Origin of the sequence: Arthrobacter sp. AOP36-C1-22 (assembly GCF_052377515.1) — a bacterium.
Taxonomy (GTDB): domain Bacteria; phylum Actinomycetota; class Actinomycetes; order Actinomycetales; family Micrococcaceae; genus Arthrobacter_H.
On sequence record NZ_JBQSWW010000001.1, the window covers coordinates 110,985 to 124,327 of the forward strand.

At 64.6% G+C, this 13,343-nt stretch carries 6 protein-coding genes; all 6 read right to left on the reverse strand.

Annotation, left to right across the window (positions count from 1 at the left end):
* Positions 1 to 131 precede the first annotated feature (131 nt).
* Positions 132 to 4,235 (reverse strand): hypothetical protein, encoded by a 4,104-nt coding sequence (locus tag ACT3S6_RS00640; RefSeq protein WP_444553293.1) that lies wholly within the window; start codon positions 4,233 to 4,235, stop codon positions 132 to 134.
* 182 nt (positions 4,236 to 4,417) lie between these two features.
* Entirely contained in the window at positions 4,418 to 5,608 is a 1,191-nt protein-coding gene (gene tuf / locus ACT3S6_RS00645) for an elongation factor Tu (RefSeq protein ID WP_444553294.1), read from the reverse strand.
* 233 nt (positions 5,609 to 5,841) lie between these two features.
* Positions 5,842 to 7,956 carry an elongation factor G gene (gene fusA, locus ACT3S6_RS00650; protein WP_444553295.1) on the reverse strand — a complete coding sequence of 705 codons (2,115 nt, stop codon included), beginning with the start codon at positions 7,954 to 7,956 and terminating at the stop codon, positions 5,842 to 5,844.
* An 83-nt stretch (positions 7,957 to 8,039) separates the two neighbouring features.
* Positions 8,040 to 8,510 carry a 30S ribosomal protein S7 gene (gene rpsG, locus ACT3S6_RS00655; RefSeq protein ID WP_444553296.1) on the reverse strand — a complete coding sequence of 157 codons (471 nt, stop codon included), beginning with the start codon at positions 8,508 to 8,510 and terminating at the stop codon, positions 8,040 to 8,042.
* Complete coding sequence (rpsL, locus tag ACT3S6_RS00660) at positions 8,510 to 8,884, reverse strand: 30S ribosomal protein S12 (RefSeq protein WP_087000631.1); 375 nt, start codon at positions 8,882 to 8,884, stop codon at positions 8,510 to 8,512. Before rpsL ends, rpsG begins: the two co-directional genes overlap by 1 nt.
* 516 nt (positions 8,885 to 9,400) lie before the next feature.
* Positions 9,401 to 13,291, reverse strand: coding sequence for a DNA-directed RNA polymerase subunit beta' (locus ACT3S6_RS00665; RefSeq protein WP_444553297.1), 3,891 nt, complete (start codon positions 13,289 to 13,291; stop codon positions 9,401 to 9,403).
* Positions 13,292 to 13,343 lie beyond the last annotated feature (52 nt).

A 13,343-nucleotide genomic window follows, 5' to 3' on the forward strand; every position in this document is an offset into this window, starting at 1 on the left:
GCATTATCCCGGGCGGGACGCAATCTCGGTCGAAACCGGCCTTGGCCCCGGTATCGGCGAGCCGATCAGCAGGCACAAGGCACAAAGAGGCGCTTGAACAACTTATCCAGTGTGTCAGAAGATCGCTGGATTTACCAATCAGACGATGTTGCCTGCCTCCCACCGTCCGCCGGCTCCTCCCCCTCACGACGCCCAGGGGCCGACAGGTCGGTTTCGTGGGCGGCCCTCGACGCAGGAGGTGCTGCATCCGGCCCTTCGGGGACCGGGCGCGCAGCCTCAGCCGCGTCCTTATCCTTCCCCAGCCGTTGGAGCCGCCAGATGGCCAGCGCGATCAACCCGGCGGCCAGGACCGCCAGGAGGAGGATCGTGAATCCCCGCAGGAACCACAGGACCAGCAGGGCGGCGGCGATGGTTCCCCACACTACGTACAGCCGCCGGTTGAGCAGCAGACCAGCCGACAGTAGGAGGACATGTCCCAGCAGCAGCCAGCCCTGGCCCCACTCCTGCTCCACCGCCAGGCCGAAGGGCGCCGAAACGGATAGCAGTACCGCCGAGGCGATCAGCGGGTAATCGGCATCCTTGCGTCGACCGGCCTTGAGTTCGTAGGCAGCCAGGAGAGCCAAAACAACGACCCAGTATTGGGTCATCCAGAACAGGCCCGGCTGGCCGTTTGCCAGATGCCAGGCGTGCTGGGCTCCTCCGGCAACGACCAGGGCGGCGGCTTCGCTGCATCGTTCGCGGTACCTGCGCGGAACCTCCGCGACGGTCGCGACCGCGGCCACCACGATCATGGCCGTCCCGAGATAGGCCAGTATCGTCGCCGACCTCGAGTTTGGCTCCCCGGACTGCATCACGTTGGCCTCGAAGCCGTCGATGAAGATCAGCAGGACGGCGCCGGCACTCAGGATGCGGGCATGGAGCCATGACCAGCTCCGCGGCGTGGTGATCGGCCGCGGGGCCCCTCCCCTTCGTGGTCGGCGGAACCATCCGGCGGCATAAAGCAGGATCGCCGATCCCAGCGCCGAGGCCATATACAACGCGGACAGCTCCATCGCGCTTCCGGCTCGTCCGGCCCACTGGACCAGGGCCACGAATACCGCCCAGGGGAGGAACACGACGGCCCCGATCAACAACAGCGGCAATCCCGTCGTCACCCCGAACACCGCGCACCCGGCGGCAGCAGCCAATAAGGTGGCCGCGAGCCAGGCATCGCCACCGGGAACCGGGGCACCGGTGGCGGCCCCGGACGTGCCTCCGGCCCCGAGAACGACTGCCGCGGCGACCCCGAGATAGCAGGCGACGGTGATGCCCCGCGCCATCGGATGGGCGCCACCCTCCGGACCGGATCCCGGGTGGACCAACCGGGCCCGGCCTTCCTCACCGGCCAACACCCCGGTCATGCGGAGGCGGAGAGAGGTTTCGGGTCCCAACGCTTCGAAGACCATCACCAGCAAGGCGGTGACCAGCAGCAGGATCAGGAGCACGGTCGAGTTCCACCACGGTTCCGGCAGCCAGCCAGCCTGGCGTACGGACATCACGCCCGAGGGGATGAACATCATCCAGGCCAAGGCGTAGGCGACCACGAGGATCTGCATCCTGGCCACGATCCGCCACGGGATCGAAGCGGTGGCAGCGGCCGTCAGATCGACACGCCACTTCAGCAGGCCGACGACCAGCAGGCAGACGAACTGCACCAGCAGCGAGGCCATGTCCACCCCGGCACCGGGCCCCGAACCACCATGGAGCCCGACGTACACCAGGGGCGTGAGGAACAGCAGTGCGAGGCTCGCCTGGGCGACCATGGGGCCGTAGGCGGTCGGTGTTGCCCCCTGTCCGCGCCCCCGTAGCCGGAACCGTGCCGACTGGCCCATGGCCAGGCTGATGGCAAACAACGCCCACCGCGCGTGGGCGTCGGCTTGTAGCTGGTGGGACAGCTCGAGGACCGAGAGGGAGAAAAACAACTGCGCAGCCACGGCATAGGCCAAGCGTTCCAGCGGTCCTCGGGCCGCGGCCAGGCGCCAGGCTGCGTGGCCCAGCCCGGTCAGGCAGACGGTGAATACCAGCCACGGGCTGTCGATCCCGAAGCTGGCCCCCCAGGTCGCGACGACCGCCACGGGTGCCACCGCATGGGCCATCGCTGTCTTGCGTCGTGCGGTCCTGCCCCGCCCACGGCCGAGCGTGGCCAGGAGGGCGTTGGATCCGACGGCAGCCAGCACCAGGGTGGAAACCGCAACCGCTGTCGTCCATGGGGTTCCCCCCGATTCCAGCGAACCCAGGCGGACTTCGGCAGCCACCACCACGGCGATGCCTGCCAGCATGAAACCGGACTCCAGTTTCCAGGCCGCCAGCGCTGCGGCGGCCATCCAGCACATCACGAAGACCAGTCCTGCGATGAGCATGACCACCCGCGGGTCCGTCCCCCCGTCGGCCCACTGGCCGGGGTCCCCGGAGATCCAGGCTCCGAGGCCGGGACCGGCTGCTGATCTCGTGATGAGGAACCCGCCGGCGGCCCACGCGGCGATCGCCGCGAGCGTGGTGGGCAGGACGGCGACGATTCCCCGACGCAGCCACAGGAGTTGACGTCCAACGGCGTGACGCAGGCCGGGGACCATGCAGGCCAGCCCCACCGCCAGGAATGCCACCTGACGCCAGGGGGAAAGCACCGCCCCTGGTTCCAGCATGGCCGCCACACCGGTCCCCAGGGCAATCCAGGGAGGCAGCTTCCTGCCCCGTGTGCTCAGCCCCGCAGCGGTAAGGGCCACCAAGGGGAGCAGGAAGTTCACCGGGGTCCACCCGGTATCGGTCCCCACGTCCAGCATCGCCTTCGGGATGCGCAGGGACACGACGAGTGTTTCGTTCATCACCAGTGCCAATCCCGCGACGGCGAGGAGCAGGCCTTGGACTTCACGATCCACCAGCCTACGGACCTGCGGGGCAACGAAACGACGATAACGTTCCCCCGCACGATGCACCGCCAGTGACTGGAGGAGCAGGACGATCCCCAGACCGCGTGCCATGCCCACGGCACCGGCGCCGAACACATGGGCGAGCAGGACGATGGCCGCGGTGCCGCAGAGCCGTGCCGCGATTAGATTCACGGCACGTTCGGTCGTCGGGCCGAAGACGGTCACCGCCACGTAGTAGATGAAGCCGGCGATCAGGAGCAGGCTCACGTCTTCGGCACCGAGCGCCTGTCCTACGAGGACCGCGATCAGAAGTGTCGCCGGAGCGAGGAACCGGTGAGTCTCGGCGAAGGCCCTGAGATAGATGTTCCCCAGCCAGCGCGGACGTCCGTAGGCCAGCGCCGTTCCGGCCGCGGCCAGCACCATGGAGAACATGAAGTACCAGAACAGTCCCCGGTTCAGCACCGCTCCCCCGGCCCATGCCGAGGAGACCAGGAAAGTCAGACTGAGGTAGGCGACGACACGACTGTTCAGTCTGGCGGCGGCATGGACGAACGCCACGGTCCCCACGAGCGAGGTGATCCACCAGGCCATCACCGGGTCGTGCACCACCAACGCCGACAGCGCCAGCCCACTGACGGGGATCAGCGCCAGGCCGGTCCCGGCAAAGGCGATCCCTACCGGCCGGAGTCGTTCGCTGAACGCATGGATCAGCAGCCCCCCGGCATAGAACAGGGTAGTCACCACGACCAGCCCACCGAACTTCGCCAGCGGCGGCACAGCCAACCCGATGAACAACGAGGCGGCAGCCACCAACAGCAGCGAGGCTGCGTAGAGGGTGATGTTGATATTGCGCAGCGTTGCCTTCTCGCGTTCCTGGGCGCTGCGCGGGGAAGGTGTCTTCCCCGCAGCCGGATGGGGAACGTCGGGGGCGCGGTGGGCCATGGCCGCCTCTTCAAGTGCAGGCGTCGACGCCAGGAACTCGCTGGGTTCGTCCACGGAACGTCCGGCGCCGCGTTCGGCGTCCACGGCGCGCGGGACGACGGAGCGTATGTCGTCCTCGTCGACCCTGAGCGGATTCGCCGGAGGCTGGAACGGCTCCGGTGGCGCCGGGGCCGTCGTTGGCCCACCGGGTGCCCCGGTGGCCGGCGCTGACGATGAGGCGGGATCCGTCAGGCTGCGCCCGGCGTGAAATCCTTCCTGCCATGCCTGGGCCAACGCGGAGGGAACGGTTCCCCTGCCGGAGCTCTTCGCCCGGGCACTTCGTGCACCCAGCTGCCATCCGACGACGACACACAGCACCAGCGCCATCACGACAAAAATGAACCCCACGCAGACTCCCAGGCCATCGAAGATAGTTATTCACGAGACTAGTGGAACCCTACCGTGGTTCTTCGGCTTTACCCGCCCGCGGCCGGCCCGGCGCGGGACCGGAATGCATCAGGACGCGAAAAGGCCCCGCTGTCGTAACAGCGGGGCCTTTTCCGACCAACGGTCAGATCATCAGGTAGTGACTACTTGGTGATCTTCGTGACGCGGCCTGAGCCAACGGTGCGGCCACCCTCACGGATGGCGAAGCCGAGGCCGTCTTCCATGGCGATGGGCTGGATCAGCACAACGCTCATTTCGGTGTTGTCGCCCGGCATGACCATTTCCGTGCCCTCGGGCAGGGTGATGACACCGGTGACGTCCGTGGTGCGGAAGTAGAACTGCGGACGGTAGTTCGAGTAGAACGGGTTGTGACGCCCGCCTTCATCCTTGGACAGGATGTAGACGTTGGCCTCGAACTCCGTGTGGGGAGTGATCGAGCCCGGCTTCACGACAACCTGGCCACGCTCGACATCGTCGCGCTTGATGCCGCGGAGCAGCAGGCCACAGTTCTCGCCGGCCCATGCCTCGTCGAGCTGCTTGTGGAACATCTCGATACCGGTGACCGTCGTCTTCTGGATCGGACGGATACCAACGATCTCGATGTCGGAGTTGATCTTCAGCGTGCCGCGCTCGGCGCGACCGGTGACGACCGTGCCGCGACCGGTGATGGTGAAGACGTCTTCAACCGGCATCAGGAACGGCTTGTCGCGGTCACGAACCGGGTCCGGAATGAAGTCGTCGACTGCTTCCATCAGGTCCTCGACGGACTTGACCCACTGGGGGTCGCCTTCGAGTGCCTTCAGTGCGGAGACACGCAGGACCGGGGCGTTGTCGCCGTCGAACTCCTGCGAGGACAGAAGTTCGCGAACTTCCATCTCCACGAGGTCCAGCAGCTCCTCGTCCTCGACCATGTCGGACTTGTTCAGTGCGACCAGCAGGGTGGGGACGCCAACCTGGCGGGCCAGCAGAACGTGCTCGCGGGTCTGGGCCATCGGGCCGTCGGTTGCTGCAACCACGAGGATCGCACCATCCATCTGGGCGGCACCGGTGATCATGTTCTTGATGTAGTCAGCGTGACCCGGCGCATCGACGTGCGCGTAGTGGCGCTTATCCGTCTGGTATTCGATGTGCGAGATGTTGATCGTGATGCCGCGCTGGCGCTCTTCCGGGGCGGAGTCAATCGCCGTGAAATCACGCTGGTCGTTGAGATCGGGGTACTTGTCAGCAAGCACCTTCGAAATGGCAGCCGTCAACGTCGTCTTACCGTGGTCAACGTGACCAATGGTGCCGATGTTAACGTGCGGCTTAGTCCGCTCGAACTTTGCCTTCGCCACAGGTTCCTCCTAGAACGTTTTTCAGAAGACTTACCCCGCCTGCGCGGTTCGCAGGCGAAACTTAATAAAGTCTACTGTGGGCTTGTTTACTTTTTGAAATTGCGGTTTCCGTCCGGCCCCGGTATGGGAACCCTTCGTTCGCCTTGGGGAGGCCGGCCGGACAATGCTGCCCGGCCGGCAAACCCGATGTCGCTCACCTTGCGGTCCGCGACCAGTTTAGATCCCTGGGGTGATTACTCGCCGCGGGACTTCTGGATGATCTCCTCGGCCACTGCCTTGGGGACCTCGGCGTAGCTGTCGAACGTCATCGAGTACACGGCACGACCCTGGGTCTTGGACCGCAGGTCGCCAATGTAGCCGAACATCTCCGAGAGCGGAACGCCGGCCTTGATGACCTTCACGCCCGACGCGTCTTCCATCGACTGGATGGAACCACGACGTGAGTTCAGGTCGCCGATGACATCGCCCATGTACTCCTCGGGAGTACGGACCTCCACGGCCATCAGCGGTTCCAGGATGATCGGGGAAGCGCGACGTGCGCCTTCCTTGAAGACCTGTGAACCGGCGATCTTGAACGCCATCTCCGAGGAGTCGACGTCGTGGAAGGCACCATCAAGAAGCGTTGCCTTCACACCGACCATCGGGTAGCCGGCCAGGATGCCGAACTGCATGGCGTCCTGGATGCCCGCGTCGACCGAAGGGATGTATTCGCGCGGAATACGTCCACCGGTGACGGAGTTCTTGAACTCGTAGAACGTCCCGTCGCTGGTGTCCAACGGCTCGAAGGACATCTGGACCTTGGCGAACTGGCCGGAGCCACCCGTCTGCTTCTTGTGGGTGAAGTCGACCTTCGCCACCGAGGACTTGATCGTTTCGCGGTAGGCGACCTGGGGCTTGCCCACGTTCGCTTCCACACGGAATTCGCGCTTCATGCGGTCCACCAGGATGTCCAGGTGGAGTTCACCCATGCCGCCGATTTCGGTCTGTCCGGTGTCCTCGTTCAACGAAACGGTGAACGTGGGGTCCTCGGCCGAGAGCTTCTGGATGGCCGTGGAGAGCTTCTCCTGGTCACCCTTGGTCTTCGGCTCGATGGCCACGAAGATCACCGGATCCGGGAAGGACATCGATTCAAGCACGATCGGTGCGTCCAGTGCCGCCAAGGTGTCACCGGTCGTGGTGTCCTTGAGGCCGATGGCCGCGTAGATGTGCCCGGCGTGTGCTTCCTCGACCGGGTTCTCCTTGTTGGCGTGCATCTGGAACAGCTTGCCGATGCGCTCCTTCTTGCCCTTGGTGGTGTTGATCACCTGGACGCCCGGGGAGGCCTTGCCTGAATAGACGCGGATGAACGTCAGCTGCCCGAAGAACGGGTGGGCTGCGATCTTGAAAGCCAGAGCCGAGAACGGCTCGGTCTCGCTGGGCTTACGCGTCATCGGGATGTCCTCGTTGCGCGGATCGTGCCCGACCATCGGAGGGCAGTCCAGCGGCGACGGGAGGTAGGCGATCACGGCATCGAGCATCGGCTGCACGCCACGGTTCTTGAAGGCCGAACCACAGAAGACCGGGTAGGCCTCCGAGTTCACGGTCATCTTACGGATGCCGGCCACGAGTTCCTCGTTGGTGATTTCCACACCTTCGAGGTACTTCTCCATCAGCTCGTCGGAGGACTCGGAAACGTCCTCGATCAGCTTGGCGCGGTATTCCTCGGCGCGCTCCTTCAGATCCTCGGGGATCTCGCGAGTCTCATAGGCGGCGCCCATGGTGACATCGCCCTTGGAGTCGCCTTCCCAGACGAGGGCCTTCATCTTGATCAGGTCGACGACGCCGACGAAATCGCTTTCGGAGCCGATCGGCAGCTGCATGACCAGCGGCTTGGCGCCTAGGCGGTCGATGATCGTGTCCACCGTGTAGTAGAAGTCGGCACCCAGCTTGTCCATCTTGTTGACGAAGCAAATGCGGGGAACGACGTACTTATCAGCCTGACGCCAGACGGTCTCCGACTGCGGCTCGACGCCTTCCTTGCCATCGAAAACGGCAACGGCGCCATCGAGCACGCGCAGGGCACGCTCGACCTCGACCGTGAAGTCAACGTGGCCCGGGGTGTCGATGATGTTGATCTGGTTGTCTTCCCAGAAGGAGGTCACGGCGGCGGACGTGATCGTGATGCCGCGTTCCTTCTCCTGCTCCATCCAGTCAGTCGTCGAGGCACCATCGTGCGTTTCGCCGATCTTGTGGTTCACACCCGTGTAGTAAAGGATGCGTTCCGTAGTGGTGGTCTTACCGGCATCGATGTGGGCCATGATGCCGATGTTGCGGACCTTCGTGAGGTCGGTGAGCACGTCCTGTGCCACGTTGTCTCCCTTTGTCTATGGTTTCGAGTCACACGGCGGCGAGACACCCAGGTGTCTCGCCCCGCCGTCGTACAAGAGGCGATTTACCAGCGGTAGTGGGCGAATGCCTTGTTGGATTCAGCCATCTTGTGAGTGTCTTCGCGGCGCTTAACAGCGGCACCGAGACCATTCGAAGCGTCCAGGATCTCATTCATGAGACGCTCGACCATCGTCTTTTCGCGGCGGGCCTTGGAGTAGCCAACGAGCCAGCGCAGAGCCAGGGCCGTTGCACGGCCCGGCTTGACCTCGATCGGAACCTGGTAGGTTGCGCCACCAACACGCCGGGACTTGACCTCGATCGAAGGACGGACGTTGTCCATGGCCTTCTTGAGGGCGACCACCGGGTCGGCGTTGGTCTTGGCGCGCACGCCTTCCAGCGCGCCGTAGACGATGCGCTCGGCGGTGGACTTCTTGCCATCGACCAGGACCTTGTTGATCAGCTGGGTGACGAGCGGTGATCCGTGGACGGGATCGGAAACGAGGGGGCGCTTGAACGCCGGACCCTTACGAGGCATTACTTCTTCTCCTTCTTGGCGCCGTAGCGGGAACGAGCCTGCTGACGGTTCTTCACGCCCTGCGTGTCGAGTGCGCCGCGGACGATCTTGTAACGGACACCCGGGAGGTCCTTCACGCGGCCGCCGCGGACGAGCACGATGGAGTGCTCTTGCAGGTTGTGGCCGACACCCGGAATGTACGCGCTGACTTCCACGCCGCCGGCCAGGCGCACACGGGCAACCTTACGCAGTGCGGAGTTCGGCTTCTTCGGGGTGGTGGTGTACACGCGGGTGCACACGCCACGACGCATCGGGTTGCCCTTCAGGGCAGGGGCCTTGGTCTTGTTGACCTTCGGCGAGCGGCCCTTGCGGACCAGCTGCTGAATAGTAGGCACTTTCGTGTCCTCCGGTTTCTTGGTTCTGCTGCGTCCGGGCCCACAAACGGCATTCCGGACACTGCGCTTTTGGTCGTTTCATCGCAGCGCTTGCGGAGTCGACCGTAGGCGTGCAAAAGTGTGGCATTTGTTGCGCAAGTTCCCCGCAACCCGGACCGTGTCCATTTGCCACACATAAAAACAATTAGTCATAGCTTAGCACGCCGTCAAGCCCGATCGTAACCACCTCCCGCGAGGCCCCGGTCACCTCCCCCTCCTCTCCGGGCACCAGGAACCCCCGCCCCGGCCGCCGGCAGATAATCGTGAGACATATCTACCAGTCGACAAGTCCACCTTGATTGCTGGTTCCGGGCTGCTCCCCCAGAGGCGACCGCCTCGGCACGCCGCCCGGGGCCGGTGTCCACCAGTTCGACCGGGGGGACCCAGGCGTGCTTCCCGTCCCAGTCAGAGGATGACAATGGCCGGCATCCCGCGAGGGATGCCGGCCATTGGGCGGATCAAACGATCAGCTGGTGACTACCGGAAATCGTTTCCGAGGTCGTAGTCATCCATCGGGATGGCGTGGAACTCGGGGCTCATGCCCGGCTCCACTCCTTCGTAATCGAAGCCGGTGAAGGCGCTCGGACCCGTGAAGAGGTTGGCCTTGGCTTCCTCCGTCGGTTCCACCGAGACCTGCGTGTAGCGCTCCAAGCCGGTGCCGGCCGGGATCAGCTTACCGATGATCACGTTCTCCTTCAGGCCCAGCAGCGGGTCGCTCTTGCCTTCCATCGCCGCCTGCGTCAGGACACGCGTGGTCTCCTGGAAGGATGCCGCCGAGAGCCATGAATCCGTGGCCAACGACGCCTTGGTGATGCCCATGAGCTCGTCACGTCCCGAAGCCGGCGTCTTCCCCTCGGAAACCGCCTTGCGGTTTTCGCTGGTGAAGCGGGCCCGGTCAGCCAGTTCGCCCGGCAGGAGCCCGGTGTCGCCGGATTCGATGACCGTGATGCGGCGAAGCATCTGGCGGACAATGACTTCCACGTGCTTGTCGTGGATGCCCACACCCTGGGACTGGTAGACCTCCTGGACTTCGCGGACCAGGAACTTCTGGGCCTCGCGGGGTCCGAGGACACGCAGCACCTGCTTCGGGTCGATGGCACCGGCGACCAACTGCTGGCCCACCGCCACCGAATCGCCGTCGGCGACGAGCATCCGTGAACGCCGGAGCACCGGGTAGGCGCTCTCCTCGGAACCGTCATCGGGGGTGATGACGATGCGCAGCTGCTTCTCCGCATCCTCGATGGTGACGCGTCCGGCCACTTCGGCGATCGGCGCGACACCCTTGGGGGTACGTGCTTCGAAGAGCTCCTGAATACGGGGCAGACCCTGCGTGATGTCATCCGCGGAGGCGACACCACCGGTGTGGAAGGTACGCATGGTCAGCTGGGTACCCGGCTCACCAATCGACTGGGCGGCGATGATGCCCACCGCTTCGCCGATGTCCACCGTCTTGCCGGTGGCCAGCGACCGTCCGTAGCACAGGGCACAGGTGCCGACGGCGGACTCGCAGGTCAGGACCGAACGGACCTTGATCTCCTGGATGCCTGCCGCAAAGAGCTCGTCGATGAGGACGTCGCCCACATCCGAACCGGCAGCCGCCAGGACCTTGCCGGCGTCGTCGACGACGTCGACGGCCATGGTGCGGGTGTAGGCCGAGTTCTCCACGGTCTCGTGCTTGCGCACGGTCCCGATCTCGTCGACGTAGGCGATCGGCACGTTCAGGCCGCGCTCGGTTCCGCAGTCGGCTTCGCGGACGATAACATCCTGCGAGACGTCCACCAGACGACGGGTCAGGTAACCCGAGTTGGCGGTCTTCAACGCGGTATCCGCCAGGCCCTTACGGGCACCGTGCGTCGCGATGAAGTACTCGAGAACCGACAGTCCCTCACGGTAGGAGGACTTGATCGGCCGCGGGATGATCTCACCCTTCGGGTTCGACACCAGGCCACGAATACCCGCGATCTGGCGCAGCTGCAGCCAGTTACCACGAGCCTTCGACGTCACCATCCGGTTGATGGTGTTCAACTCCTCCATGCCAGCCTGCATGGCCTCGGCGACCTCGTCGGTGGCCTTGCCCCAGACGTCGATCAGTTCCGAACGACGCTCGTCATCGGAGATCAGGCCCTTGTCGTACTGCGACTGGACCTTCAGCGCCTGCTCCTCGTACGGAGCGAGGATGGCCTTCTTGTCCATGTTGGAGGTGATGTCCGAGATGGCCACGGTGATGCCCGAGCGCGTCGCCCAGTTGAAGCCGGAGTCCTTGAGGTTGTCCAGGGTCTCGGCCGTGACGTTCTTCGGGTAGCGCTCCGCCAGGTCGTTGACGATCTCCGAGAGCACGTCCTTGCCGGTGACCTGGGCGACCCAGGGGTAGTCGGCCGGGAGCGTCTCGTTGAACAGGACCTGCCCGAGGGAGGTCTCGATCAGCGCCGGGGTGCCTTCTTCCCATCCTTCCGGGGCAGCCTGCTCGTCGGAGGGCACGAAGCCGTCCACGCGCATCTTCACCAGGGAGTTCAGGTGCAGGTCGCCACGGTCCATGGCCATGATCGCTTCGGCGACCGAGGAGAAGGCATGGCCTTCGCCGGCTTCCCCCGGACGCTTGGTGGTCAGGTGGTGCAGCCCGATGATCATGTCCTGCGACGGCAGTGCCACGGGGCGTCCGTCGGAGGGCTTGAGGATGTTGTTGCTGGAGAGCATCAGGATGCGCGCCTCGGCCTGGGCTTCGGGGCTCAGCGGCAGGTGGACTGCCATCTGGTCACCGTCGAAGTCGGCGTTGAACGCGGCACAGACCAGCGGGTGCAGCTGCAGGGCCTTGCCCTCCACCAGCATCGGCTCGAACGCCTGGATGCCCAGACGGTGCAGGGTCGGTGCACGGTTGAGCAGCACCGGGTGTTCGGTGATGATCTCCTCGAGCACATCCCAGACCTGTGGACGGTACCGCTCGACCATGCGCTTGGCGCTCTTGATGTTCTGGGCGTGGTTCAGATCCACCAGACGCTTCATGACGAACGGCTTGAACAGCTCCAGGGCCATCTGCTTGGGCAGACCACACTGGTGCAGCTTCAGCTGCGGGCCCACCACGATGACCGAACGGCCCGAGTAGTCCACGCGCTTGCCGAGCAGGTTCTGGCGGAAACGCCCCTGCTTGCCCTTGAGCATGTCGGAGAGCGACTTCAGCGGGCGGTTGCCCGGCCCGGTGACCGGACGGCCGCGACGGCCGTTGTCAAACAGCGAGTCAACGGCTTCCTGGAGCATGCGCTTTTCGTTGTTCACGATGATCTCGGGAGCCCCGAGATCGAGCAGGCGCTTCAGGCGGTTGTTGCGGTTGATCACGCGACGGTAGAGGTCGTTCAGGTCGGAGGTCGCGAAACGGCCACCGTCCAGCTGGACCATCGGGCGCAGCTCCGGCGGGATCACCGGAACGGCGTCCAGCACCATGCCCATGGGGCTGTTGGTGGTGGTCAGGAACGCGTTGACGACCTTCAGCCGCTTCAGGGCACGGGTCTTGCGCTGGCCCTTGCCGTTCTTGATGACATCGCGCAGCAGCTCGGCTTCGGCATCCATGTCGAAGGAGGCCAGACGCTTCTGGATCGCCTCGGCGCCCATGCAGCCTTCGAAGAACAATCCGTACTTCTCGCGCAGGACGCGGAAGAGTCCTTCATCACCTTCGAGGTCGGCGACCTTCAGGTTCTTGAAGCGGTCCCAGACCTGTTCCAGACGCTCGATCTCGGCGTCGGCGCGCTTACGCACCTGGGCCATCGTCTTGTCGGCGAGGTCGCGGACCTTCTTCTTCTCGGCGGCCTTGGCCCCCTCCGTCTCGAGACGGGCGAGGTCGTTCTCCAGATCCCGGGCGATGGCCGCGATGTCGGAGTCACGGTTGTCGACGAGCTGCTTGCGCTCGACGTCGTGCTGGGCCTGCAGGTTCGGCAGCTCCGCGTGGCGGCGCTCCTCGTCGACCGAGGTGATCATGTAGGCAGCGAAGTAGATGATCTTCTCGAGATCCTTCGGTGCCAGGTCCAACAGGTAGCCCAGGCGTGAGGGCACGCCCTTGAAGTACCAGATGTGGGTGACCGGGGCGGCGAGCCCGATGTGGCCCATCCGTTCACGGCGCACCTTGGCACGCGTGACTTCGACGCCGCAGCGTTCACAGATGATGCCCTTGAAACGCACACGCTTGTACTTGCCGCACGAGCATTCCCAGTCGCGGGAAGGACCGAAGATCTTTTCGCAGAAAAGACCGTCCTTTTCCGGCTTCAGGGTGCGGTAGTTGATGGTTTCCGGCTTCTTGACCTCGCCGTAGCTCCAATCGCGGATCTCTTCCGCGGTGGCCAGGCCAATGCGCATATTTCCGAATGAGGATTCGCTGGACATATGGTCCCTGTCTCTCTCTTGTTCTGAAGAAGTCTAATGTTCTGCGGCGGGC

Coding starts and splice junctions, on each gene's coding strand:
- rpsG (WP_444553296.1), bottom strand. CDS start 8,510: ATGCCTCGTAAGGGTCCGGCGTTCAAGCGCCCCCTCGTTTCCGATCCC.
- ACT3S6_RS00665 (WP_444553297.1), bottom strand. CDS start 13,291: ATGTCCAGCGAATCCTCATTCGGAAATATGCGCATTGGCCTGGCCACC.